At 69.5% G+C, this 22,662-nt stretch carries 23 protein-coding genes; 16 read left to right on the top strand and 7 right to left on the bottom strand.

The window, feature by feature from the left end; genetic code table 11:
• Window positions 1–141 precede the first annotated feature (141 nt).
• Window positions 142–501, top strand: coding sequence for an ArsR/SmtB family transcription factor (locus CJ301_RS04805; RefSeq protein WP_099274841.1), 360 nt, complete (start codon window positions 142–144; stop codon window positions 499–501).
• 146 nt (window positions 502–647) lie between these two features.
• Here the strand turns inward: CJ301_RS04805 and CJ301_RS04800 are convergent, their stop codons facing one another.
• A complete protein-coding gene (locus CJ301_RS04800; RefSeq protein ID WP_099274839.1) occupies window positions 648–1,523 on the bottom strand; it encodes a LysR family transcriptional regulator in 876 nt (291 codons plus the stop codon).
• Window positions 1,524–1,769: 246 nt separating this feature from the next.
• Here CJ301_RS04800 and ffh point away from each other — a divergent pair, with 246 nt between their 5' ends.
• The 11 genes from ffh to CJ301_RS04745 all read left to right on the top strand — a co-directional run bounded on the left by ffh (window position 1,770) and on the right by CJ301_RS04745 (window position 8,292).
• Entirely contained in the window at window positions 1,770–3,266 is a 1,497-nt protein-coding gene (gene ffh, locus CJ301_RS04795; RefSeq protein WP_099274837.1) for a signal recognition particle protein, read from the top strand.
• Window positions 3,263–3,781: a GNAT family N-acetyltransferase gene (locus tag CJ301_RS04790; protein WP_099274835.1), complete on the top strand. Its 519-nt coding sequence runs from the start codon at window positions 3,263–3,265 to the stop codon at window positions 3,779–3,781. Before ffh ends, CJ301_RS04790 begins: the two co-directional genes overlap by 4 nt.
• Window positions 3,778–4,071, top strand: coding sequence for a chorismate mutase (locus CJ301_RS04785; RefSeq protein ID WP_099274833.1), 294 nt, complete (start codon window positions 3,778–3,780; stop codon window positions 4,069–4,071). The genes CJ301_RS04790 and CJ301_RS04785 overlap by 4 nt, the downstream gene beginning before the upstream one ends.
• Before the next feature lie 43 nt (window positions 4,072–4,114).
• Window positions 4,115–4,477, top strand: a complete 363-nt coding sequence (rpsP, locus tag CJ301_RS04780) for a 30S ribosomal protein S16 (protein WP_099274831.1) — start codon at window positions 4,115–4,117, stop codon at window positions 4,475–4,477.
• Window positions 4,477–5,127, top strand: coding sequence for a 5,6-dimethylbenzimidazole synthase (bluB, locus tag CJ301_RS04775; RefSeq protein WP_099274829.1), 651 nt, complete (start codon window positions 4,477–4,479; stop codon window positions 5,125–5,127). The genes rpsP and bluB overlap by 1 nt, the downstream gene beginning before the upstream one ends.
• A 60-nt stretch (window positions 5,128–5,187) precedes the next feature.
• A complete protein-coding gene (gene rimM, locus CJ301_RS04770; RefSeq protein WP_099274827.1) occupies window positions 5,188–5,697 on the top strand; it encodes a ribosome maturation factor RimM in 510 nt (169 codons plus the stop codon).
• Between the two features lie 84 nt (window positions 5,698–5,781).
• Entirely contained in the window at window positions 5,782–5,946 is a 165-nt protein-coding gene (locus tag CJ301_RS04765) for a DUF1328 family protein (protein ID WP_017929173.1), read from the top strand.
• Window positions 5,947–6,007: 61 nt separating this feature from the next.
• Complete coding sequence (trmD, locus tag CJ301_RS04760; protein WP_099274825.1) at window positions 6,008–6,835, top strand: tRNA (guanosine(37)-N1)-methyltransferase TrmD; 828 nt, start codon at window positions 6,008–6,010, stop codon at window positions 6,833–6,835.
• A 52-nt stretch (window positions 6,836–6,887) separates the two neighbouring features.
• Complete coding sequence (rplS, locus tag CJ301_RS04755) at window positions 6,888–7,280, top strand: 50S ribosomal protein L19 (protein ID WP_099274823.1); 393 nt, start codon at window positions 6,888–6,890, stop codon at window positions 7,278–7,280.
• Window positions 7,281–7,291: 11 nt separating this feature from the next.
• Complete coding sequence (rpmE, locus tag CJ301_RS04750) at window positions 7,292–7,513, top strand: 50S ribosomal protein L31 (protein ID WP_099274821.1); 222 nt, start codon at window positions 7,292–7,294, stop codon at window positions 7,511–7,513.
• 248 nt (window positions 7,514–7,761) lie between these two features.
• Window positions 7,762–8,292, top strand: a complete 531-nt coding sequence (locus tag CJ301_RS04745) for a hypothetical protein (protein WP_099274819.1) — start codon at window positions 7,762–7,764, stop codon at window positions 8,290–8,292.
• A gap of 60 nt (window positions 8,293–8,352) precedes the next feature.
• Here CJ301_RS04745 and CJ301_RS04740 read toward each other — a convergent pair whose 3' ends face one another.
• A complete protein-coding gene (locus CJ301_RS04740) occupies window positions 8,353–9,627 on the bottom strand; it encodes a DEAD/DEAH box helicase (RefSeq protein ID WP_099274817.1) in 1,275 nt (424 codons plus the stop codon).
• 374 nt (window positions 9,628–10,001) lie between these two features.
• Between CJ301_RS04740 and CJ301_RS04735 the strand changes: the two genes are divergently transcribed.
• Window positions 10,002–10,811, top strand: a complete 810-nt coding sequence (locus tag CJ301_RS04735; protein ID WP_099274815.1) for a division plane positioning ATPase MipZ — start codon at window positions 10,002–10,004, stop codon at window positions 10,809–10,811.
• 76 nt (window positions 10,812–10,887) lie between these two features.
• Here CJ301_RS04735 and CJ301_RS04730 read toward each other — a convergent pair whose 3' ends face one another.
• Window positions 10,888–11,742, bottom strand: a complete 855-nt coding sequence (locus CJ301_RS04730; protein ID WP_099274813.1) for an SDR family oxidoreductase — start codon at window positions 11,740–11,742, stop codon at window positions 10,888–10,890.
• Window positions 11,743–11,915: 173 nt separating this feature from the next.
• Between CJ301_RS04730 and CJ301_RS04725 the strand changes: the two genes are divergently transcribed.
• A complete protein-coding gene (locus CJ301_RS04725) occupies window positions 11,916–13,220 on the top strand; it encodes a dihydrolipoyl dehydrogenase family protein (RefSeq protein ID WP_099274811.1) in 1,305 nt (434 codons plus the stop codon).
• An 88-nt stretch (window positions 13,221–13,308) separates the two neighbouring features.
• On the opposite strand, the gene glgX is transcribed toward CJ301_RS04725, so the two are convergent.
• The 3 genes from glgX to treZ form a co-directional block, all read right to left on the bottom strand.
• Entirely contained in the window at window positions 13,309–15,468 is a 2,160-nt protein-coding gene (gene glgX / locus CJ301_RS04720; protein ID WP_254050074.1) for a glycogen debranching protein GlgX, read from the bottom strand.
• Window positions 15,469–15,653: 185 nt separating this feature from the next.
• The gene (gene treY / locus CJ301_RS04715) at window positions 15,654–18,059 is read right to left on the bottom strand and encodes a malto-oligosyltrehalose synthase (RefSeq protein ID WP_099274809.1); all 2,406 of its coding nucleotides are present in this window, start codon (window positions 18,057–18,059) and stop codon (window positions 15,654–15,656) included.
• The gene (gene treZ, locus CJ301_RS04710) at window positions 18,059–19,807 is read right to left on the bottom strand and encodes a malto-oligosyltrehalose trehalohydrolase (RefSeq protein ID WP_099274807.1); all 1,749 of its coding nucleotides are present in this window, start codon (window positions 19,805–19,807) and stop codon (window positions 18,059–18,061) included. The genes treY and treZ overlap by 1 nt, the downstream gene beginning before the upstream one ends.
• 153 nt (window positions 19,808–19,960) lie before the next feature.
• On the opposite strand from treZ, the gene CJ301_RS04705 reads away from it, so the two are divergent.
• Both CJ301_RS04705 and CJ301_RS04700 read left to right on the top strand, forming a co-directional pair.
• Window positions 19,961–20,755 carry an SDR family NAD(P)-dependent oxidoreductase gene (locus CJ301_RS04705; protein WP_099274805.1) on the top strand — a complete coding sequence of 265 codons (795 nt, stop codon included), beginning with the start codon at window positions 19,961–19,963 and terminating at the stop codon, window positions 20,753–20,755.
• Window positions 20,756–21,107: 352 nt separating this feature from the next.
• Window positions 21,108–22,247 carry a THUMP domain-containing class I SAM-dependent RNA methyltransferase gene (locus tag CJ301_RS04700; protein ID WP_099274803.1) on the top strand — a complete coding sequence of 380 codons (1,140 nt, stop codon included), beginning with the start codon at window positions 21,108–21,110 and terminating at the stop codon, window positions 22,245–22,247.
• A gap of 14 nt (window positions 22,248–22,261) precedes the next feature.
• Here the strand turns inward: CJ301_RS04700 and CJ301_RS04695 are convergent, their stop codons facing one another.
• Window positions 22,262–22,636 carry a hypothetical protein gene (locus CJ301_RS04695; protein ID WP_099274801.1) on the bottom strand — a complete coding sequence of 125 codons (375 nt, stop codon included), beginning with the start codon at window positions 22,634–22,636 and terminating at the stop codon, window positions 22,262–22,264.
• Window positions 22,637–22,662: the final 26 nt, after the last annotated feature.

Here is a 22,662-nt window from a genome sequence, read left to right as displayed (position 1 = left end):
GAACGCGGGCTTTGGCGTTGTTATCATTGCGTATTTTCGGAAAGATGATGGGCAGTTGCCAAGCGTGGCGCGGCAGAGGAGGCGCCGGAGACATTCAACCGCGCGGTTGACGTTCGCCCCGCATGGGGGTCAGGTCGCCGCATGGCCGCTTCACTGGATCTGGTATTCTCCGCCCTCGCCGACCCGACCCGCCGCGCGATCCTCGCGCTGCTGCTCGAGGACGACATGGCCGTCACGGATGTGGCCGAGCCCTTCGACATGTCGCTCGCGGCGATTTCCAAGCATCTGGGGGTCCTGGCCGAGGCCGGGCTCATCACCCGCGACAGGCGCGGCCGGGTGACATGGTGCCAGCTGGAGCCGGAGGGGCTGCGCGAGGCCTCGGTCTGGATGCAGGGCTTCGGGCAGATGGAAGGCATCGATCTCGATGCCTTCGAGCGCTTTCTCGCGCGTGAACTGGGCGTCACCGCCTCCGAAGGCCCGGAGACGGCGCCCGAGGGCTGAGATCAGACGAGGCCGATCAGCGACAGGACCGCGATGACGACGACGACGAGACCTATGATGTAGATGATGTTGCGCATGGCTGTCCCTCTGGGGTCAAAATATGAATCTGCCGGGCCAACGCCGCGCTCACGAAATCGTTCCTCAGCCTAGCTCCAGCTTTTCGCGCGCTCCTTCAAGACCTTGAGAAAGGCCTGCACCTTGGGGGTGCGGTGCAGGTCGACATGGGTCACCACCCAGATCGGCACCTCCCATTCCGGCAGGGGGCCATGCACGATGGTCAGGTCCTCATGCGCCTGCGCCTCGTGCAGCGGCACGAAGCCGAGCCCCGCCCCGGCCAGCACCGCGTCGCGCTGGTTGCGCTCGCCGTAGGCCCGAAAGGCGATCCGCTCGGCCGGGACCTTCTCGCGCAGCCAGCGATAGAACGGCGCGCGGCTCTCCATGTCGTCCGAACTGACGAAGCGGTGCTGCGGCAGCTCCTCGACCCCGCCGGGCAGGCCGTGGCGGGCGATGTAGCTGCGCGCGCCGACCAGCGCGACCTGCATCTGCATGAGGGGCTGGACCACGTTGTCGGGTTGATCGGGGACTGACCCCGCGCGGATCGCCACATGCGCCTCGCCATATTCGAGCCGGAACAGCCGCGTGCCGGTCAGCAGCCGCACGATGACCGCCGGGTATTCGGCCTGGAAATCGATCAGCAGCGGCATGACCAGGTCGGCCAGCGTGTCGAGCGTGGTCACCGCCAGCTCGCCCTCGACCCCGTCGCCCTGCCCGCGCAGGCGGCTGACCAGCTGGGCGAACTGGTCGTCGGTGGCCTGCGCCACCTGCAAGAGGTCGCGCCCGGCCTCGGTCGCGGTGTAGCCGCGCGGATGGCGCTGGAACAGCTTCACCCCGAGCCGCGTCTCGAGCGCGTCGACATGGCGGATCACCGTGGCATGGTGCACCCCGAGCACATCGGCCGCCCCCGACACCGTGCCCATGCGGGCGACGTGAAAGGCGGTGCGGATTTCGTCCCAGTTGTCCATGTGGCTCTCCTCGCGGATGGAGCCCCCTTCTAGGGTGCATCGCCGCCGGCTCCAAGCCGCGCCGCGCTCTCGCTCCCGCTCTTGACGCCCGGGGCGATCCGACGTAACTGCGGCCCCCAAACCCGGAAGCTTTCGCTTTCCGGTCCCCGGCCCATATCGGGGATCGCCGTCCGTCAGCGCGTTGCGCCCACGGGCGCCGTTCCGCATTGTGCGCCGGGACTGACGCAACGGTCGGAAAGGACCGCCATGTTCGAATCGCTCTCAGACCGCCTCTCCGGCGTCTTCGACAGGCTCACCAAGCAAGGCGCCCTCTCCGATGAGGACGTCAAGACGGCGCTGCGCGAGGTGCGCGTGGCGCTCCTCGAGGCGGACGTCTCGCTCTCCGTGGCGCGCGACTTCGTCAAGGCCGTGCAGGAAAAGGCGACCGGCCAGGCGGTGACCAAGTCGATCACCCCGGGCCAGCAGGTCGTCAAGATCGTGCATGACGAGCTGGTCTCGGTGCTCACCGGCGACAGCGATCCCGGCAAGCTCAAGATCGACAGCCCGCCCGCGCCGATCCTGATGGTCGGCCTGCAGGGCTCGGGCAAGACCACCACCACCGCCAAGCTCGCCAAGCGGCTCACCGAGCGCGACGGCAAGCGGGTGCTGATGGCCTCGCTCGACGTCAACCGCCCCGCCGCGATGGAGCAGCTCGAAATCCTCGGCCGCCAGATCGGCGTCGACACGCTGCCCATCGTCAAGGGCGAGGACCCGGTCGCCATCGCCAAGCGCGCCAAGACGCAGGCCTCGCTTGGCGGCTACGACGTCTACATGCTGGATACGGCGGGCCGGCTGCATATCGACCAGGAGCTGATCGCGCAGGCGGCCGCCGTGCGCGACGCCGTCACCCCGCGCGAGACGCTGCTCGTCGTCGATGGCCTCACCGGTCAGGACGCGGTCAATGTCGCCACCGAGTTCGACGACAAGATCGGCGTCTCGGGCGTCGTGCTGACGCGGATGGACGGCGACGGGCGCGGCGGTGCCGCGCTGTCGATGCGCAAGGTGACCGGCAAGCCGATCCGCTTCGTCGGCTTGGGCGAAAAGATGGACGCGATCGAGACCTTCGAGGCCGAGCGCATCGCGGGCCGGATCCTCGGGATGGGCGACATCGTCGCGCTCGTGGAAAAGGCGCAGGCGACCATCGAGGCCGAGCAGGCCGAAAAGATGATGAAGCGGTTCCAGAAGGGCCGCTTCAACATGAACGACCTGAAGATGCAGCTCGAGCAGATGCTCAAGATGGGCGGCATGGAGAGCCTGATGGGCATGCTGCCCGGCATGGGCAAGATGGCCAAGCAGGCGAGCTCCGCGGGCTTCGACGACAAGATGCTCAAGCGCCAGATCGCGCTGATCAACTCCATGACCAAGCGCGAGCGCGCCAACCCCGACCTGCTGCAGGCCAGCCGCAAGAAGCGCATTGCCAAGGGCGCGGGGCTCGAAGTGTCGGAGCTCAACAAGCTTCTCAAGCAGCAGCGCCAGATGGCCGACATGATGAAGAAGATGGGCAAGGGCGGCATGCTCAAGCAGGCCATGAAGGGCATGATGGGCAAGGGCGGCGAGATGCCCGACGCGAACGACCCCGCCGCGATGGAAAAGGCCGCCAAGATGCTCGGCAAGCAGCTGCCGGGCGGCATGGGCAAGCTGCCGGGGCTGGGCGGTGGCGGCGGTCTGCCGCCGGGCCTGTCGGGCCTGGGGAGGAAGAAATGATCCCGAGCCTCGCCACCGAAAGGCTGCACCTCGTGCCGCCCTCGCTCGCCCATCTTCCGGCCGAGCGCGAGTTCCTCGCCTCCGAACGGTCGAGCTTCGTCGGCGGCCCCGCGCCCCGGCACAAGGCGTGGCGCGTGATCGCGCTGCATCTGGGCCATTGGCAGATCCTCGGCTACGGCATGTGGGCCGCGCTGGAGCGCGAGACCGGCAAGCCGGTGGGCCTTGTCGGCATCTGGGGCCCCGAGCCCTGGCCGATGCCCGAGCTGGCCTATCACCTCTACGAGGGGGCCGAGGGCAAGGGCTATGCCACCGAGGCGGGCCGTGCCGTGCTCGATTTCGCGCGTGACCGGCTCGGCATGGTCGAGCTGGCCTCGATGATCGACCCCGCCAACGCCGCGAGCCAACAGGTCGCGCGGCGGCTCGGCGCCGAGAACACGGGCCGCGAGTTTCGCGCCGACCCCGACGGCTCCGCCGTCGAGATCTGGCGCCACGACCTGACCGGAGCGCGCGCATGACCGAGGCCGCCCGCGCCGCACAGCTGCTCAAGGAGCACCGCGAGAGCATCGACCGGCTCGATGCGATCCTCGTCTACACGCTGGGCGAGCGGTTCAAGCACACCCAGGCGGTGGGTCGGCTGAAAGCCGAGCACGACCTGCCCCCCGCCGATCCGATCCGCGAAGAAGCGCAGATCGCCCGGCTCACCGATCTTGCGAACGAGGCCGATCTCGACCCCGAATTCGCCAAGAAATTCCTGGCCTTCATCATCCAGGAAGTCATCAAGCACCACGAGAAACACCAATCCTGACGGGGCCTGCCCCGTCACCGAAAACACCCAAGGAGACACTCCCATGGCCATGAAGATCCGGCTCGCCCGCGGCGGTTCCAAGAAGCGCCCCCACTACTCGATCGTCGCCACCGACAGCCGCATGCCGCGCGACGGCCGCTTCCTCGAGAAGCTCGGCACCTACAACCCGCTCCTTGCCAAGGACAGCGAAGAGCGCGTGAAGATGGATGTCGAGCGCGTCAAGGACTGGCTCTCGAAGGGCGCCCAGCCGACCGACCGCGTCGCGCGCATGCTCGAAGCCGCCGGCGTGACCGAGAAGAAGACCCGCTCCAACCCCAAGAAGGGCGAGCCGGGCAAGGCCGCCAAGGAGCGCGCCGAGAAGAAGGCCGCGCGCGACGCCGCCCCGGCCGAAGACGCGGCCGAGTGATGCAGCCCGGCCCGGAACGCCCCGGCGCCTTCGCACCGGAGTTCCGGGCCGAGCTGGCCCGGCTGATGGACCGGCGGCGCGATGTGCGCCGCTTTCTCACCGAGCCCGTGGACGAGGCAGCGCTCACGCGCTGCCTCGATTCGTTCCTGACCGCCCCCTCGGTGGGGCTGTCCGAGCCGTGGCGGGTGATCCGGGTCGAAAGCCCGGAGGCCCGCGCCGCCGCCCTTGCCAATTTCGAGGAGGCCAACGCCGCGGCGCTGGCCGACCAGTCGCGCGGCCGCGCCACGCTCTATGCCCGGCTGAAGCTGTCGGGCATGCGCGACGCGCCGGTGCAGCTCGCCGTCTTCTGCGACGAGACCACGCCCAAGGGCCACGGCCTCGGCGCGGCCACCATGCCCGAGATGCGCCGCTACTCGGTCGTCGCCGCGATCACCCAGTTCTGGCTCACCGCCCGGGCCGAGGGGCTCGGCACCGGCTGGGTCTCGATCCTCGACCCCGACCGTCTCGCCCGCGATCTCGGCGTGCCGCCCGGCTGGACGCTGGTGGGCTATCTCTGCGTTGGCTACGCGCAGACGCTCGACCGCGCGCCCGAGCTCGAGACCGAAGGCTGGGAGGTCCGGCGCGGCCACCTGCCGGTCGAGGCGCGCTGAGGCTTGCCTTCTCGCGCGGGCTGTCGTTTCAACGCGGACGACAGGCCTGGAGGATGTGAGATGAGCGACAAGATCTGCGTGGGGCGGTTGGCGGGCGCCTTCGGGGTGCGCGGCGAGGTGCGGCTCAAGAGCTTTTGCGCCGAACCCGAGGCCATCGTCGATTACGCGCCGCTGGTGAGCGCCGATGGCCGCGAGTTCCGGCAGATCGTCCTGACCGGACAGGGCTCGGGCGCCTATACCGCCCGGATCGACGGCATCACCACCAAGGAGGAGGCCGACGCGCTCAAGGGCTGCGATCTCTTCGCCCCGCGCGACCGGCTGCCCGCCCTGCCCGACGACGAATATTACCACGCCGACCTGATCGGGCTTGCGGTGCACGACACCGGCGGCGCGCTTCTGGGCACGGTGCGCGACGTGCTCAACCACGGCGCCGGCGACCTGCTCGAAGTTGCGCCGCCCGGCGGCGGCGAGACGGTGCTGCTGCCCTTCACCTTGGCCGCCGTGCCGACGGTCGATCTCGCCTCGGGGCGCATCGTCGCCGATCCGCCGGAGGGGCTCTTCGCGGGATGATCGCGCCCGGAACCGGCCCCACCCGTTCGTGTTGAGTGCTTGAAGCGCCGGAGTTCTTCCGGGCGCAGACCGAAAGGCATGTACATGATCGAATGGATTCTCATCCTCCTCGCCATCGCCGCAGTCGCCGGTCTTCTGGGCATGGGCCGGATTTCCGGCGCCGCCCTCACCGGGGCCAAGTGGCTCGCCATCATCGCGCTGGTGCTGTTCCTGCTGGTGCTGTTCGGGATCATCGGCCTCGCGGCCTGACCCGAGCCCCCGGGCCGCCGGACCTTTCCCGGCGGCCCGCGATCCGCTATGGCCCGAAGCCATGAGCGACATGCCCCCCTCCCGCGCCGCCGGGCGCCTGAGCGCCCGCCCCTCCGCGCAGCCGCGCGAGCTGATGACCGACACGCCCGATCTCGCGGGCGCCTGGACGGCACAGGTCATCACCCTGTTCCCGCAGGCCTTTCCCGGCGTGCTGGGCGAAAGCCTGACGGGAAAGGCGCTCAGGGACGGGCTGTGGCAGCTCCAGCCGATCGACCTGCGCCCTTACGGCGAGGGCAAGCACCGCAATGTCGACGACACGCCCGCCGGCGGCGGCGCGGGCATGGTGCTGCGCCCCGACATCGTCGGCCGCGCCATCGGGGATGCGAAGGCGCGCGCCAAGGGTGTCACACCGGTGATCTATCTCTCGCCGCGCGGCCGCCGCTTCGATCAGGCGCTGGCGCGCGAGCTCAGCCGGGCCGACGGCGTCATCCTGTTGTGCGGCAGGTTCGAGGGCGTGGACGAGCGGGTGCTCGAGGAGCACGAGGTGCTGGAGGTCTCGCTTGGGGATTTCGTCCTGACCGGCGGCGAGATCGCGGCGCAGGCCTTGATCGACGCCACCGTCCGACTTATACCGCGCGTGCTGGGGAATCAGGCGTCCACGGAGGAGGAATCCTTCTCCCACGGTCTGCTCGAACACCCGCAATACACCAAGCCCGCGCTCTGGAAGGGTCGTGCGATCCCCGAGATTCTTCTCTCGGGCCATCACGCGAAGATCACCGACTGGCGCCGGACCATGGCCGAAAGGCTGACGAAAGAACGGCGACCTGATCTCTGGCGGGCGTATTGCGAAGAGCGCGGTGCGGACCCGGACGAAGACCGAGAGCTCTGAGGTTGCGCGCAACGTCGCGGGACAAACCGCGAGCAATCAAGGAGTGACAGGCATGGACCTGATCGCACAGCTCGAAGCGGAGCAGATCGCTTCGCTGGGGAAGACCATCCCCGATTTCAAGGCCGGTGACACCGTGCGCGTCGGCTACAAGGTGACCGAGGGCACCCGCACCCGCGTCCAGATGTACGAAGGCGTCTGCATCAGCCGCAAGAACGGCTCGGGCATCGCGGGTTCGTTCACCGTGCGCAAGATCTCGTTCGGCGAGGGCGTCGAGCGCGTCTTCCCGCTCTACTCGACCAACATCGATTCGATCGAGGTGGTGCGTCGTGGCCGCGTGCGCCGCGCGAAGCTGTACTACCTGCGCTCGCGTCGCGGCAAGTCGGCCCGTATCGCCGAAGTCAGCAACTACAAGCCCAAGGCCGACACGGCCGCGGCCAAGGCCTGAGGAGCGCCGACATGAAAGCGGACATCCATCCCGACTACCACCTCATCGACGTCAAGATGACCGACGGCACCGTCGTCAAGATGAAGTCCACCTGGGGCAAGGAAGGCGACCAGCTGTCGCTCGACATCGACCCCTCGGTGCACCCGGCCTGGACCGGTGGCTCCTCGCGTCTCATGGACGCCGGCGGCCGCGTGTCGAAGTTCAAGAACAAGTACGCCGGTCTCGGCTTCTGATAGCCCCGACCATCGCGATTCGAGAAAACGCCGCCCTTCGGGGCGGCGTTTTGCGTTTGTGGCGCAAATGGGGCGAAGACGGGGCGCCGACGCCGGGGCCGAGGCCGCGAAAACCGGCAATTTCGCCCAACAATGGCAGAGGGGGCCGGGAATATGGCGTTTTCCGGGCAACAATACGCATCCAATCGTGACGCGATGCGTTGAGCCCTGCTACACCATGGCAAATGTGTCATTTCGGAGGCTTTTCGATGCAGCATTCAGGCGCCCGGGCCTTCGGCGACAAAGCCTTCGGCGACAAGGCCCATCTCATCGACCATCATGAAATGATGCGCATTCTCGGCCGTGTGCCGCCCGTTCAGGGCCATGGCCGCCACGAAAAGGCCACGATCTGTCGCGCCGCCTATACCATGCACAAGGCCGCCACCCGCCCGCGCGGGATGCGCGACCCCGAGGCAGAGCCGCAGCGCCGCGAGACCCCGCGCGAGGTCTGGGCGCTCGCCCCCAATGCCCGGCTCGTCGCGCAGGCGCTAAAGGAGGGCCGCGGTGCTGCGCTGGTCGCGCAATGGGACGAGTTGACCCGCACCGCGCCGTGGTCGGGCATCGCCGCCTCCTTCGGCGCGGCGCAGGCGGCGCGCCCCGGCGGGGCGCTGGCCGAAAAGCACCGCGCCCGCGCCGCCAGCGGCGGCTTCGATATCGTCACTGCCGCGCAGAGCGTGGCGCTGCGCGAGCGCCTGCTCGGCACGCCGTGCGAGACCGAAGGCGTCGATCTCGATCTCTGAGCCCCCTTCCGAAGGGGCCGAAACGAAGAACGCCGCCCCTCGGGGCGGCGTTCTCGTATCTCAAGCCGCCTTGCGCGCGGGGCGGCGGCGACGATTCCCGCCGCCGGGCTTCGAGGCGCCCTCGGGCTTGCCACCGCCGCCACCGCCAAAGCGGCGACCGCCGCCGCCACCACCGCGACGCCCGCTCTTCTTCTCGGGCGCGACCGGGTCCCAACGGGTGCCGGAGGCGACCGGGATCGCGGCCTTCATCGCCTTCTCGATATCCTTCAGCTCGCCCATCTCGTCGGGCGCGCAAAGCGCCACCGCGCTGCCATCGGCGCCGGCGCGCGCGGTGCGGCCGATGCGGTGGACGTAGTTCTCGGCCACGTTGGGCAGCTCGTAATTGTAGACGTGGCGCACGCCCGGGATGTCGATGCCGCGCGCGGCGACGTCGGTGGCGACCAGCACCCGCACCCGGCCCTCGCGGAAATCGCGGATCGCACGCTCGCGCTGGCCCTGGCTCTTGTTGCCATGGATCGCGGCGGCGGCGAAGCCCGCGGCGGCAAGCTGCTTGGAGAGCTTCTCCATGCCGTGCTTGGTGCGGCCGAAGACCAGCGCCAGCTCGTCGCGATGCTTGTCGAGCAGCTCGGTCAGAAGCTCGGTCTTGGCGGCCTTGGCGACGAAGTGGATCGACTGGTCGATCTTGTCGGCGGCCTTGCCCGGCGGGTTCACCTGCACGCGCACCGCATCGGTCAGATAGGCCGAGGCCAGCTCTTCCATCTGTTTCGGCATGGTGGCCGAGAACAGCATGGTCTGGCGCTCCTTCGGCAGGAGCGGCGCGATCCGGCGCAGCGCGTGGATGAAGCCCATGTCGAGCATCTGGTCGGCCTCGTCGAGCACGAGGAACTCGGTGTTCGACAGGTTCACCGCGCGGCGGTCGAGAAGGTCGATCAGCCGGCCCGGCGTGGCGACGAGCAGCGAGCAGCCGCCTTCCATGCGCTTGATCTGGCCATTGATCCCGGCGCCGCCGACGACGAGCACGGTCTTGAGATGGCTGCCTTTGGTATAGGCGGTCAGGTTGTCGGCGATCTGCTTGGCCAGCTCGCGCGTCGGCGCCAGCACCAACGCGCGGGCCGATTTCGGCGCGGGCTTGCCGCCCGACTTGATCAGCCGGTCGATCATCGGCAGGCCGAAGGCCGCCGTCTTGCCGGTGCCGGTCTGGGCGAGGCCCATCACGTCGCGGCCGTTCATGGCGTGCGGAATCGCCTGGGTCTGGATCGGGGTCGGGTCGGTGATGCCCTGCTCGGCGAGGGCGGAAACGAGACGGGGCGCGAGCCCCAGCATGTCGAAATCCATGTGCATCCTTGTAAGCGGCGCAAGACGCACCGCGGCATGGGCGCAGACCCGCGGGGAGGCGGGCCGACGGTCGGGTTGCGCCCTTGCGCTCACGCGGGGCCGAATGCCCACGCGCCGACAGGACGCGGCCCCTTGCGTGAATTGGGAACCTCAGAGATCCGAAAGCGGTGCGGGCGCCTGCGCGTATCGCGGGGGCGGCGCGGCTGCTCACGCGGGCCATGCGCCTTCGGTCTAAGGGGCAGATGGACCCGAAAGCCGCACAAGTCAATGGGCTGGCCTGCGCGGCGCGCGCGGGACTTGCGCGGGCCACGGCCATCCCCTACCCCGGAAAGCAATGCGGGAACGGCATCTTGCCGCCGGAAGGGACGTGACACGTGGCGCATATCATCGTCGTGGGCAACGAGAAGGGCGGAGCGGGCAAATCGACCGTCTCCATGCATGTCGCCACCGCGCTCGCGCGGATGGGTCACAAGATCGGCACGCTCGACCTCGACCTGCGGCAGAAATCGCTCGGCCGCTATGTCGAGAACCGCCGCCGCTACTGCGAGCGGGCGGGGCTGAGCCTGCCCTCCCCCGCCCATGTCGAGCTGCCCGAGATCGACATGGCGAGCCTGCAGCCCGGCGAGAACGCCTCCGACCACCGGCTTTCGGCGGCGGTGGCGCAGCTCGAGGATGACAGCGACTTCATCCTGATCGACTGCCCGGGCAGCCATACCCGGCTCAGCCAGGTGGCGCATTCGCTGGCCGACACGCTGGTCACGCCGCTCAATGACAGCTTCATCGATTTCGACCTTCTGGCCAAGATCGACAATGACGGCGAGACGATCCTCGGCCCCTCGGTCTATTCCGAGATGGTCTGGAGCGCGCGGCAGCTCAGGGCGCAGGCCGGGCTCGATCCGATCGACTGGGTGGTGCTCAGGAACCGGCTGGGCGCGCAGCAGATGGTCAACAAGCAGAAGATGGAAAGCGCGCTGTCGCGGCTTTCCGAGCGGATCGGCTTTCGCGCCGCCCCGGGCTTCAACGAGCGGGTGATCTTCCGCGAGCTGTTCCCGCGCGGGCTGACGCTGCTCGATCTGCGCGACATCGGCGTGAGCAATCTCAACATCTCGAATGTCGCCGCAAGGCAGGAGCTGCGCGACATGATGCGCGCGCTCGACCTGCCCGGCGTCGAGGTGGATTTCTGAAGCCGGGCGATCCGCCCCTTTGGAAACGAAGAAGGGACGCCCGAAGGCGCCCCTTTTCATTCGTGGTCCGGCACCCTCAGGCCCCGACGATCTTGCCGCCATTGGGGTGCAGCGTCTGGCCGGTGAAGTAGTTGCCGTCCGACGAGGCGAGGAAGAGATAGGCCGTCGCCACCTCCCAGGGCTGGCCGGGGCGGCCCAGCGGCGTGTTCTCCCCGAAGCCCTCGACCATGTCGGGCGGCATCGAGCCGGGGATGAAGGGCGTCCAGATCGGCCCCGGCGCCACGGCGTTGACGCGGATGCCCTTCTCGGCCAGCGCATTGGCCATGGAGCGCGACAGCGCCAGCGTCGCGCCGCGGGTGGTCGAATAGGTCACCAGCCCCGCATTGCCTTTGAAGGCATTCACCGAGGTCGTGTAGACGATGGAATCGCCTTCCTTGAGGTGCGGCAGCGCGGCCTGGGTAATGAACATCGGGTGCATCACGTTGCTGTCGATGGTCCGGCGCAGGCGCTCTTCGGAAATGTCCTCGAGCCCGTCATCGAGCCACTGCATCGCCGCGTTGACGATCAGCACGTCGAGCTGGCCATAGGTCTCGACCGTCTTGGCCACCGCCGCCTCGCAATGCGCCTTCTCGCCGAGATCGCCGCGGATCAGCAGCGCCTCGGAGCCTTCCTCCTCGACCAGCCGCTTGGTCTCCTCGGCATCCTTGTCCTCTTCGAGATAGGCGATGGCGAGCTTGGCGCCCTCGCGCGCAAAGAGCACCGAGACGGCGCGGCCGATGCCGCTGTCGCCGCCGGTGACGAGCGCGACCTTGCCTTTCAGCTTGCCGACGCCGGGGTGGCGCGGGGTGTAGTCGGGCGCGGGCGTCATCTCGTGTTCGTCGCCCGGCATCGTGTCCTGGGTCTGGCCAGGCATGTGCTTGGGTTCGCTCATGGGGGATCTCCCTGTTCGGGCTGTCTTCCGGGCCAAACCGAAAGCGCCCGCCCCGGTTCCCCCTCGCCTTGCCTGTTCTGCCCGCATGGGCGGCGTTTCGCCACACGGCGCCGGTCGGAACCCCGGCCCCGCGACGCCGGTTGCCCCACGAAGCCAAGCCACAGGAGAGCCCCATGGATACGGAGTATGACGCCATCGTCATCGGCGGAGGCTCGGCCGGGTTGTCCTTTGCCCGGCACGCGGCCGGGCTGGGCCGCAAGGTCGCCCTGATCGAGCGCGCCGAGCTGGGCGGCACCTGCGTCAATCGCGGCTGCGTGCCCAAGAAGATGCTCTGGACCGTGGCCGACGCGCTGCACCGCGGCGCCGGACTGACGCGGGCGGGCCTGCTGGGGCCCGCGCCGCAGGTCGACATGGAGCGGCTCTGCGCCGCGCGCGGCGCGAAGCTCGACGGCATCCGCCAAAGCTACCGCGAGACGCTGCACGAGGCGGGGGTGAGGCTGATCGAGGACAGCGCGAGGCTGACCGCACCGGGCGAGGTGACGATCTCGGGCCAGAGGCTGCGCGCGCCGCGCATCGTGCTGGCCACGGGCGGCCACCCGATCAAGCCCGAAATGGAGGGCGCGCATCTGGCCTGCGACAGCGACGCGGTGCTGAACTGGACCGCGCTGCCGCGCTCCATGGCGATCATCGGCGGCGGTTATATCGGCTGCGAAATGGCCGCGATCCATGCCGCCATGGGCGTGCGGGTGACGCTGGTGACCGACACCGACCGGGTGCTGAACGAGTTCTCCGAAAAGGCCGCGCGTGTCGGGCAGGCCAACATGACCGCACAGGGCATCCGCATCGTCACCGGCTGCACGCCCGAGGCGGTGCGCGAGGCCGAAGACGGGCTGGAGCTGGTGCTCGACGCCGAGACGACGCTCCGCGTCGATCAGGTCGTCGCGGCCACGGGCCGGGCCCCCAACCTGGAGGCGCTGGGCGACATGGCCGAGCGTGTGTCGCTGACCGAGAAGGGGGTGCTGAAGATCGACGCGGCCTTCGAGACCTCGCTGCCCGGGCTGCACGCGGTGGGCGATTGTGCCGACAGGCTGCCGCTGACGCCGGTCGCCTCCAGCGATGGCGAGACGCTGGCGCAACAGCTCTTCGGCGCGCATCGCGAGCCGGTGGATCTGCGCCATGTCGCCACCACCGCCTTCGTCCTGCCGCCCGTGGGCGAGGTCGGCCAGCCCTCGGCCGAGACGATCTTCGAGGAGGCGACGCTCGCGCCGCTTTCGGCCGCGCTGCGCGCGGATGCGCCGCAGAATTACTGGGGCCTCGGAGGCGCGGAGACGGAGATCACCTCGGTCTCGCTGGTGGCCGAGGGCGCGCATGAAGCCATCGGCTGGGCCGCGCAGATGCTGCTGCACCGCCCCGACCGCAAGAGCATGCAGCGCGCGCTGGGGGTGCATCCCTCGACCTCCGAGGAGATCATGGGCTGAAGCCCACACACGGGCGGCGCGCCGCCACGAGAAGGGCCGGCCCGGTGATCCGGGCCGGCCCTTTGCCGTTGCGATGAGAGGATAGGGCTCAGGCCGGGGTATCGTCCCCCGCCGCGTCGTCACCGGCGGGCGCGGCATCTTCGTCCTCGTCGTCGTCCTCCACCACGGCCTTGTGGTCGGGCACCCAGACCACCACCGACTGCCAGCCGACGCCGACCTTGCCCTGCTCGGCCACGTCGCAGCTCACCGGGTCGAGCGTGGTGTCGATCGCGCGACGCCAGCCGCCCTTGGGCAGCTTGAACTCGCAATTGTCGCCCGAGTTCAGCACCACCATCACCTCGCGCCCGTCGCTATGCGGCACCAGCCGCATGCCGAAGCAGCTCAGCTCGGGGTTCTCCCAGTCGCCCGGCTCCATGCGCCGCCCCTCGGGGTGGCGCCATGTCACGGTCGGGCCGCCATCGGGCGCATCCTCGGGCGCGCGGGCAAAGCGCAGCCGCGCGAGGCCGCCCTCGGCCTTGCGGAAGGCCATCAGCTCGGACACCGCGCTGGTGATCTCGTCGCGCGCGTTCTCCCAGTCGAGCCAGGTGGTCTCGTTGTCCTGGCAATAGGCGTTGTTGTTGCCGCCCTGGCTCTGGCCGAAATCGTCCCCGGCGAGCAGCATCGGCACGCCCTGGCTCATCAGCAGCGTCGCCAGCATCGCCTTGACCCGGCGCACCCGGCTGTCATTGACCGTCTCGTCATCGGTCGGCCCCTCGACGCCCATGTTGTCGGAGAGGTTGTTGGAATGGCCGTCGCGGCCATCCTCGCCATTCGCCTCGTTGTGCTTCTCGTTGTAGGAGACCGTGTCCCACAGGGTGAAGCCGTCATGCGCGGCGATGAAGTTGATCGACGAGGTCGCGGGGCGGTGGCTGTGGTTGAACTGCACCGGCGAGCCGGTCAGCCGCTCGGCCATGGCGGGCACCAGCCCCTTGTCGCGGCGCCAGAAGGCGCGGATGTCGTCGCGCGCCTTGTCGTTCCATTCGCGGAACGGCCAGGGGAAACCGCCGACCTGGTAGCCGCCATCGCCGATGTCCCAGGGCTCGGCAATGAGCTTCACCGTGGAGAGCACCGGGTCCTGGCGGATCGCGGCGAAGAACGAGCCCTCGCGCTCGAAGCCCAGCGCCTCGCGGCCCAAGGTCGAGGCGAGGTCGAAGCGGAAGCCGTCGACATGCATCACCTGCACCCAGTAGCGCAGGCTGTCGAGCACCATGCGCAGCACCATCGGATGCTCGACATTGAGCGTGTTGCCGGTGCCGGTGGTGTCGTAGCTGTGGCGCTTGTTCTCGGGCGAGAGCAGGTAATAGGAGGCGTTGTCGATGCCGCGGAAGGACAGGGTCGGCCCCATCTCGTTGCCCTCGCAGGTGTGGTTGTAGACCACGTCGAGGATCACCTCGAGCCCGGCGGCGTGGAACTTCTTCACCGCCTGCTTCACCTCGCGGTAGAAGCCCGATTTCAGATAAGGCTTGTGCGGCGCGAAGAACGACAGCGTGTTGTAGCCCCAGTAGTTCGACAGCCCCTTGTCGACGAGATGCCCGTCATTGGCAAAGGCGTGGATCGGCAGAAGCTCGACCGCACTGGCGCCGATCCGGGTCAGGTGGTCGATGAAGGCATCCGAGGCGAGCCCCTCGAAGGTGCCGCGGTCCTCTTCGGGCACGCCCGGATGGCGCATGGTCGCGCCCTTCACATGGGTCTCGTAGATCAGCCCGTTCTGCCAGCGGCGGCGCAGGGCGCTGTCCGCCTCCCAGTCGAACTCGGTATCGACCACGACGCCCTTGGGCATGAAGGGGGCGCTGTCGCGCGGATCGGGGCCTTCGGTGTCGTCGCCCGGCTGGGTGTAGCCGAACAGCGCCGGGTCCCACTTGATCTCGCCGATGATCTCGCAGGCATAGGGGTCGAGCAGCAGCTTGTTGGGGTTGAAGCGGTGGCCTTCCTCGGGGGCCCAGGGGCCATGCACGCGGTAGCCATAGACCTGCCCCGGCCCGACATCGGGCAAATAGCCATGCCAGATGCCGCCTTCCATGCGCGGCAGGTCGAGGCAGGCGATCTGTTCCTTGCCCTCATCGTCGAACAGGCACAGCTGCACGCAGGTCGCGTTGTCCGACCAGAGCGCGAAATTGGTGCCGTAGCCGTCGTAATTCGCGCCCAGCGCGTCCGAGCGCGAAGCGGCGAGGTCGAAGGCGGGCAGGTTGGGTTGGATGTCCTTGGCCATCTGGATGTCTGAACTCCGTGGCGGCGCTTTTCGGGGAAAAGCGGCGCGGATGACCGGCACGGGGGGGAGGCCGTGCCGGAGGATGAAAACATGGGATGCGAGCACGCGCGAATGCCCCGCACGAGATCGGGGGCTCCTGCCGCAACGCCGCAGCGGCTCCGGGGTTCCCGGCGGGAAACGCCGCGTCAGCCCTGCGCCGGCAACCAGTCGAGCCGCACCGCCGCATCGCGATCGGCCTCGTTGCGCGGCCAGACGGGGTCTTGCCCCGGCGTCGCCTCGATGCCGTGGCCCTGCCGGTCGATGCGCAGCTCAAGCCGGCCCTCCGCCCCCTCGCGGGTCAGCAGCAGCACGCCCGGCGCGGGCGCCTCGATCCGTACCTCCGCCGTCTCGAAGAAGCCGGGCATCCGGCGGCGCAGCGCCAGCCCGGCGCAGATCAGCCGCGCCTTGCGCCCGGCAAAGCTGTCGATCTCGGGGGCGGGCTCGGGCTTTGGCCCCTCGGTCGCGACCGCGCCAGGGATGTCGTCCAGCGGCACCTCATGCGCGAAGCAATCGGGCGCGCCCTTCATGGCAAGCCCCGCGATGGCCCGGAAATCCACCGCCATGCGGTTGTCGGGATCGGTGAGCTGGAACGCGCCCACCTCGGTGCCCTGGTAGATGTCCGGGATGCCCGGCATCACCATCTTGAGCGCCGTCTGCGCCAAGGACAGCACCTCGCCGCGCGCCATGAGCTGGCCCGCCCCGGCGGGCAGCTCGCTCTCCCAGCTTGCCGCCAGCGCGGCGGCGAAGCGCTGCGCCGCGGCCTCGGCCTCCTGGTTCTGGTGGGTCCAGGTGGTGACCTCCTTGGCCTCGCGCATCGCCTTCTCGACATGCTGGCCCAGCCGCTCGGCGATGTCGCCGCGCCCCTTCTCCCACATCGCCAGAAGCGTCTGCAGGATGTACCAGCGCAGGTTCGGGTCGATCTCCTGCGCGCCCTCCACCGTCTCGCTGTGCTCCCACAGCGCGAGGAAGGCCTCGGGCAGGTGACTGATCGCGACGAGCCGCATCCGCGCATCCTCGGAGCGCTTGGTGTCATGGGTCGAGGTCAGCGTCATCTCGGAGGGGGCGCGGCGCTGCAACCAGCCCGAGAGCTCCTCGACCTCGATGGTCGGCGCGTCGGGGTCGGCGCCGACCTCGTTGGCGGCGATGTAGCGGTTCCAGCGGAAGCCCGCCGTGTCCTCATGCGCCTTGGCCAGAAGCGCGCCGGTGACCTGCTGGAAGCGGGTCTGCAGCGCGCGCTCCTCGGGGCTTTCGGGGTCGGTGATGAACCCCGCGACGCGCCTGACGGTGGCATCCGAGCGCAGCCCCTCGCCCGCCTCGGCCGTGACCTGCTCCATCAGCGCACGCTCCTCCTCCGAGGGCGCCTCGCCTTCAGCGAAATAGGTGCGGTAGCGCGGAAAGGCCACGAGCAGCGCGATGATCGCCTCGCGCAGCGCCTCGTCGCCGGTCTCGAGCGCGCCCTCGGGCCCCATGGCGCTGCGCGCCATGTCGATGAGCTGGTGCATCTCGGCGGCCAGCTCCTGGCGGATCACCTCGTTCTTGGCCGCGATCAGCGCGTCGTGAAAGCTGCCCTCGCGCCCGGTCTCGCGGCGCCAGACCTCGTCGAGCCGGCCCAGCCCCTCGGCATCGGTGAGGATGCGCGATATGGCGCGCGCCGCCTCGTAGCCGGTGGTCCCCTCGATCGGCCAGGAGGCGGGCACGGTCTCGTCACCGGTCAGGATCTTTTCGATCCAGACGGGCGTGTCGCCCACCCGGCCGCGCAGGCGGCGCAGATAGGCCGCCGGATCGGCGAGGCCGTCGATGTGATCGAGCCGGATGCCCTGCACCAGATCCTTGTCGAGCAGGTCGAACAGCAGCGCGTGCATCTCGTCGAACACCGCCTCGTCCTCGACCCGCATGCCGATCAGCCCGGTGACGTTGAAGAAGCGCCGATGCGTGACGCCGTCGCGCTCGTATTCCCAATGGGTCAGCCGCCAGGGCTGCGCGGCATGGGTGTCGCGGATCGCCTGCGGATCGCGGCGCATCTCCTCGGAGGGCAGCGTGCCCTGCGCCATGGGAACGGCGAAATGCTCGGTGGCCAGCTGCGGCCCCTCCTCGCCCTCCTCGAGCCGGAAGGCGCCCGCCTCCAGCATCTCGTCGAAGGGCTGGCCGAGGAAGGGCAGCACCAGCCGCCCCTTGCCCCAGTCGATGTCGAAATGCCGGGCAAAGCGGCTGTCGGGCCCGTGGCGCAGCACGTCGCGCAGCCAGGGGTTTTCGAGGTGAAAGGCGGTGTGGTTGGGCACGATGTCGAGGATGATCCCGAGCCCGGCCTCGCGGCAGTCCCGCGCCAGCGCCTCGAAGCCCTCGCGCCCGCCGAGGCAGGGGTCGATCTCGGCGGGGTTGGTCACGTCGTAGCCATGGGTCGAGCCGGAGGCGGCGGTGAAGATCGGCGACAGGTAAAGATGGCTGATGCCGAACCCCGAAAGATAGGGCACGAGCCGCCGCGCGCGGTCGAAATCCACCCCCTCGCGCAGCTGCAGGCGGTAGGTGGCGCGGGGGAGTTTGCGGTCGGTCATCAGTTGCGGCTCACGATCAGGGCGAAGGCGAAGGGATCGGCGGCGGGATCGCCGATGGCGAAGTCATGCGGCTCGGTGGTGGGCGGGGTGTCGGGCGGAGAGCCCAGGTTGATCCGCGCCACCACGTAGCCGTCCTTGAAGGGCCACAGCGCCGAAAGCGCGCGCGGCCCCGTGCGGGCCACCCGCGCCGGCCCGGCGCGGCCCGATGTCATCAAGGGCACGATGCGCTCGGCGCGCAAGGACAGCAAGCGCCGGGTGAGATCGCGCCAGCGCTCCATGGCCTCCGGCTCACCCCTGAAGGGGCGCGAGCGCTCGAAGGTCTCCTTGGCGTTGGGGTCCGGCACCTCCTCGCCGAAGCTCAGGAAATCCTTGAACTCGCGCTGCCGCCCCTCGCGGGTGAGGCGGGCCAGCTCGCCCTCGTGATCGCAAAAGAACAGGAAGGGCGCGGTCTCGCCCACTTCCTCGCCCATGAAGAGCATCGGAATGAAGGGCGAGGTCAGCAGCATCGCATGCGCCACCTCCGCGCCGCGCGGATCGGTGAGCGAGACGAGCCGCTCGCCCAGCGCCCGGTTGCCGACCTGGTCATGGGTCTGGTTGGAGTTGACGAAGGCGGTCCATGGCAGGTGCGAGGCGGGCCGCCCGCGCCGGGTCTCCTTGCCATGGCGCGGCTGGCCCTCCTCGACATGGCCGCGGGTCAGCGCCAGCACCAGATCGCCGATCGGGTCATGCGCGAAGGGGGCGTAGTAACCCTCGTTCTCGCCGGTGAGCGCGGTGTGCACCGCGTGGTGATAATCGTCGTTCCAGCTCGCCACGTAGAGCTGGGTGTCGCGCAGCTCGGGCTCGTTGCGCTCGTCCTCGGTGATCAGGTGGATCGGGCGGCCAAGCTCGAACGCCTGCACCCGCTCGCCCAGCTCGACGAGGAAGTGATGCGGCGACGGGTCTATGATCTGGTGCACCGCGTCGAGCCTCAGCCCGTCGAGCCGGTAGTCGCGCAGCCAGTGCAGCGCGTTCTCGATGAAGAAGGCGCGCACCGCCTCTTGCGTGAAATCGATGGCCGCGCCCCATGGGGTGTGGCGCTCCTCCTCGAAGAACTCGGGCGCATAGGCGTGCAGATAGGCGCCGTCGGGGCCGAAGTGATTGTAGACCACGTCGAGGATCACCATCATCCCGGCGGATTGCGCCGCCTCGACGAGATCCTGCATCTCCTCGGGCGTGCCATAAGCGGGATGCGGCGCGAAGGGCAGCACCCCGTCATAGCCCCAGCCACGCGCGCCCTGCCACTGGCCGACCGGCATGATCTCGATCGCGGTGATGCCGAGATCGGCCAGATCCTGCATCTTTTCGGCGGCGGCCCTGAAGGTGCCCGCTTCGGTGAAGGTGCCGACATGCATCTCGTAGATCACGGCCTCGTCCCAAGCCCGCCCGGACCAGTCGCCGCGCCAGTCGCGCGCGCCTGGGTCGACAAGGCGCGAGGGGCCGTGCACGTCGCTCGCCTGCTGGCGCGCCGCCGGGTCGGGACGCGCCTCGCCATCGATGACGAAGGCATAATCCTGCCCCGCCTCGGCGCGGGCCGTGACGGACCAGAAGCCGTCATCGTCGCGGCTCATGGGGCTGTCCTCGCCGCCGAGCCGCAGCGCGACCTCCTTGGCCGAGGGGGCCCAGAGCCCGAAATGCCATTGCCCGCCGCCGCCGGGCCGCGCGCCCCAGCGATTGCCCGATGCCGCCGCCGGCGTTCTGTCCTGCGTCATGTTGGTCCTCATTGCCCTGTCACGCGAACAGGCCGGCGGGCCTGCGGGTTCCATCAAGCGCGACGCATCGCCGGGGAACAAGTGGGGTTTTTGCCTCTTGTGCCCGCAACGGGCCACCACCGGCCCCCCCCCCGGAGCGAAACGGAGCGACACATGGATCTCGGCATCAAGGGCAAGCGCGCCCTCATCACCGGCAGCTCGGGCGGCATAGGCATCGAGGTGGCCAGGCTGCTCAAGCAGGAGGGGGCGCATCCCTTTCTGACCGACCTGGACGAAGAGGCGCTGAAGAAGGCCGACGAGGCCATGGGCGGCACCGCGGGCATCATGGCCGCCGATCTGACCGACACCGACCAGATCGCCAGGCTCAAGGCGCGGCTCGAGGAGGAGGGCGGCTGCGACATCCTCGTCCATGCCGCGGGCGTCACCGGCGCCAAGGGCGATCCGCTGGAGATGACCGACGAGGACTGGATGGAGGCCTGGGAGATCGACTTCATGTCCGCCGTGCGGCTGAGCCGGGCGCTGGTGCCGGGCATGGTCGGGAAGGGCTGGGGCCGGGTCGTCTTCGTGACCTCCGAGAACGCGGTGCAGCCCTATGCCGACGAGGCGGTCTACAACGCCGCCAAGGCGGCGCTTTTGAACTTCACCAAATGCGTCTCCATGCCCTATGCGCCCAAGGGCGTGCTGTTCAACACCGTCTCGCCCGCCTTTATCGAAACGCCGATGACCGACGGGATGATGGACAAGCGCGCCGACGAGTTGGGCGTGTCGAAGGAGGAGGCGATCGAGAGCTTTCTCAAGGAGGAGCGCCCCTTCCTGACGCTGGGCCGGCGCGGCCACGTGGAGGAGGTCGCCCCGGTGATCGCGCTGCTGTGCTCGGATCGGGCGAGCTTCACCGTGGGCTCGGCCTACCGGATCGATGGCGGCTCGGTCGGCGCGATGAACATCTGACGCGCTCGCAACACGGCAAGCACCCGGCGGCAAAGAGACCGCGCCATCGACGCGGCCCCTGCCCTGCGATCGGGAGGCTCACTCCTCCACCGGGCCGCCGGCTTCTCAAGCGTCCATATTGGTGACCTTCCCGAAGCCCATCTCCCTTGAGCGCCTCGCCCGGCCAGCCCCGGCAGAAACATGAACCACACAAGCGCCGTGGCCGTGATGATCGGGGGGGCCGTATCCGCCCCGCTCATCCGAGAGGTCCTTTCGAAGATCCGGCAAGGGGTGCGGCGGGAATCGCGCCCTGCCCCGCGCCGGGGGCGAGAATCCCGTCGCGGCAGGCGCGCGTTGCCGCTATGGGTCGCGCATGAGCGACGATACATACGAGATCTTTCTGCAGGCCCCGCCGGGGCTGGAGCCGCTTCTGGCCGAGGAGGCGCGCGAAAAGGGCTTTGCCGCCCCCGCCCCCGTGCCCGGCGGTGTCACCACCCGCGGCGGCTGGGAGGAGGTCTGGCGCGCCAATCTCGAACTGCGCGGCGCGGGGCGCGTGCTGGTGCGGCTGGGCGGCTTCATGGCCTTTCACCTCGCGCAGCTCGACAAGCGCGCGCGCAAGTTTCCATGGGGCGATGTGCTGCGCCCCGGCGAGACGGTGCGCGTCGACGTGCTCTGCCGCCGCTCCAAGATCTACCATGCGGGCGCCGCGAAGCAGCGCATCGAGACGGCGCTCGAAGCCTTTGGCGCGGTGATCGCCCAAGGCGGCGACGAGACCGACGAGGCCGATGCGACGGCGATCGCCATCAAGGTGCGGATCGAGGACAACGAGGTGAGCTTCAGTCTCGACAGCTCGGGCGACCCCCTGCACCGGCGCGGCACCAAGCAGTTCGTCGGCAAGGCGCCGATGCGCGAGACGCTGGCGGCCCTGTTCCTGCGCGCCTGCGGCTATGCGGGCCGCGAGCCGGTCTATGACCCGATGTGCGGCTCGGGCACCTTCGTGATCGAGGCGGCCGCGATCGCGGCGCAGGCCCGCCCCGGCGCGCGGCGCGATTTCGCCTTCGAACGGCTGGCGAGCTTCGATCCCGCGCGCTGGCGGAAGATGCGCGATGCCGGGGCGGTGGCGCTGCCCGAGGGGCTGCGCTTTGCCGGGTCGGACCGGGATGCGGGCGCCGTCGCGGGGGCCACGGCCAATGCCGCGCGGGCGGGGCTCGAAGGCCTCACGGCCTTCCGCCATGCCGCCGTCAGCGACGCCGCCCCGCCCGAGGGGCCCAAGGGTCTGGTCATGATCAACCCGCCCTACGGTGGGCGGATCGGCAACAAGAAGCTGCTCTACGGGCTGCACGCCGCGCTGGGCGAAACCCTGCGGCGCAATTTCGAGGGCTGGCGGGTCGGCCTCGTGACGAGCGAGCCGGGGCTGGCGCGCGCCACCGGCCTGCCGCTGAAGCCCTGGGGGCCGCCGGTCCCGCATGGCGGGCTCAAGGTCACGCTCTTCACCGCGCCGCCGCTCGACTGAGCGGCAAGGCGGGGTCAGGCGGCGGCGCGCGCCTGTGCCGCGTGCTGCCGCGCCGCCTCGATCACCGCCCCGGGCAAGGATTGCAGGCAATCGGCCGGGCGGAGGCCCTCCAGTGCCGCACATGGCGTGCCGAGCCAGCCGACCATCCCCGAAGGCGGCATCACGGGCCGCAACGCGGCGATGAGGGCGCGCATCTGCACAAGCGGCAGCCCCGCCTCGTCGAACTGGCAGGCCGGGTAGCGGCCTTGGTCCTCGACCACGCGATCGGCGGCGCTCCAGGCCTGCGCGATCTCGCTGCCCAGCGGCACCCAGCGCCGCAGCCGGGCCGCCACCTCGGCGGCATCGCGCATCGGCAGGCTGTCTGCCGCGTCTTGTCCCAGAACATCCATCTGCGATCCTCCCGCGCGACCAGATA

The sequence above is a fragment of the Limimaricola cinnabarinus genome, from assembly GCF_002723615.1.
GTDB classification, from domain to species: Bacteria; Pseudomonadota; Alphaproteobacteria; order Rhodobacterales; family Rhodobacteraceae; genus Limimaricola; species Limimaricola cinnabarinus_B.
Note: the sequence above shows the minus strand (reverse complement) of the source record. Positions and strands in the feature narration are given on the sequence as shown.

What these genes read in the sequence shown, in the direction of transcription:
- glgX (WP_254050074.1), bottom strand. Translation starts at nt 15,468, where the DNA reads ATGGCCAAGGACATCCAACCCAACCTGCCCGCCTTCGACCTCGCCGCT.
- CJ301_RS04740 (WP_099274817.1), bottom strand. Translation starts at nt 9,627, where the DNA reads ATGGATTTCGACATGCTGGGGCTCGCGCCCCGTCTCGTTTCCGCCCTC.
- CJ301_RS04790 (WP_099274835.1), top strand. Translation starts at nt 3,263, where the DNA reads ATGATCCCGAGCCTCGCCACCGAAAGGCTGCACCTCGTGCCGCCCTCG.
- rpmE (WP_099274821.1), top strand. Translation starts at nt 7,292, where the DNA reads ATGAAAGCGGACATCCATCCCGACTACCACCTCATCGACGTCAAGATG.
- rpsP (WP_099274831.1), top strand. Translation starts at nt 4,115, where the DNA reads ATGGCCATGAAGATCCGGCTCGCCCGCGGCGGTTCCAAGAAGCGCCCC.
- CJ301_RS04765 (WP_017929173.1), top strand. Translation starts at nt 5,782, where the DNA reads ATGATCGAATGGATTCTCATCCTCCTCGCCATCGCCGCAGTCGCCGGT.
- rplS (WP_099274823.1), top strand. Translation starts at nt 6,888, where the DNA reads ATGGACCTGATCGCACAGCTCGAAGCGGAGCAGATCGCTTCGCTGGGG.
- CJ301_RS04805 (WP_099274841.1), top strand. Translation starts at nt 142, where the DNA reads ATGGCCGCTTCACTGGATCTGGTATTCTCCGCCCTCGCCGACCCGACC.
- treY (WP_099274809.1), bottom strand. Translation starts at nt 18,059, where the DNA reads ATGACCGACCGCAAACTCCCCCGCGCCACCTACCGCCTGCAGCTGCGC.
- CJ301_RS04745 (WP_099274819.1), top strand. Translation starts at nt 7,762, where the DNA reads ATGCAGCATTCAGGCGCCCGGGCCTTCGGCGACAAAGCCTTCGGCGAC.
- CJ301_RS04730 (WP_099274813.1), bottom strand. Translation starts at nt 11,742, where the DNA reads ATGAGCGAACCCAAGCACATGCCTGGCCAGACCCAGGACACGATGCCG.
- CJ301_RS04785 (WP_099274833.1), top strand. Translation starts at nt 3,778, where the DNA reads ATGACCGAGGCCGCCCGCGCCGCACAGCTGCTCAAGGAGCACCGCGAG.
- CJ301_RS04725 (WP_099274811.1), top strand. Translation starts at nt 11,916, where the DNA reads ATGGATACGGAGTATGACGCCATCGTCATCGGCGGAGGCTCGGCCGGG.
- bluB (WP_099274829.1), top strand. Translation starts at nt 4,477, where the DNA reads ATGCAGCCCGGCCCGGAACGCCCCGGCGCCTTCGCACCGGAGTTCCGG.
- ffh (WP_099274837.1), top strand. Translation starts at nt 1,770, where the DNA reads ATGTTCGAATCGCTCTCAGACCGCCTCTCCGGCGTCTTCGACAGGCTC.
- trmD (WP_099274825.1), top strand. Translation starts at nt 6,008, where the DNA reads ATGAGCGACATGCCCCCCTCCCGCGCCGCCGGGCGCCTGAGCGCCCGC.
- CJ301_RS04700 (WP_099274803.1), top strand. Translation starts at nt 21,108, where the DNA reads ATGAGCGACGATACATACGAGATCTTTCTGCAGGCCCCGCCGGGGCTG.
- CJ301_RS04705 (WP_099274805.1), top strand. Translation starts at nt 19,961, where the DNA reads ATGGATCTCGGCATCAAGGGCAAGCGCGCCCTCATCACCGGCAGCTCG.
- treZ (WP_099274807.1), bottom strand. Translation starts at nt 19,807, where the DNA reads ATGACGCAGGACAGAACGCCGGCGGCGGCATCGGGCAATCGCTGGGGC.
- CJ301_RS04695 (WP_099274801.1), bottom strand. Translation starts at nt 22,636, where the DNA reads ATGGATGTTCTGGGACAAGACGCGGCAGACAGCCTGCCGATGCGCGAT.
- rimM (WP_099274827.1), top strand. Translation starts at nt 5,188, where the DNA reads ATGAGCGACAAGATCTGCGTGGGGCGGTTGGCGGGCGCCTTCGGGGTG.
- CJ301_RS04800 (WP_099274839.1), bottom strand. Translation starts at nt 1,523, where the DNA reads ATGGACAACTGGGACGAAATCCGCACCGCCTTTCACGTCGCCCGCATG.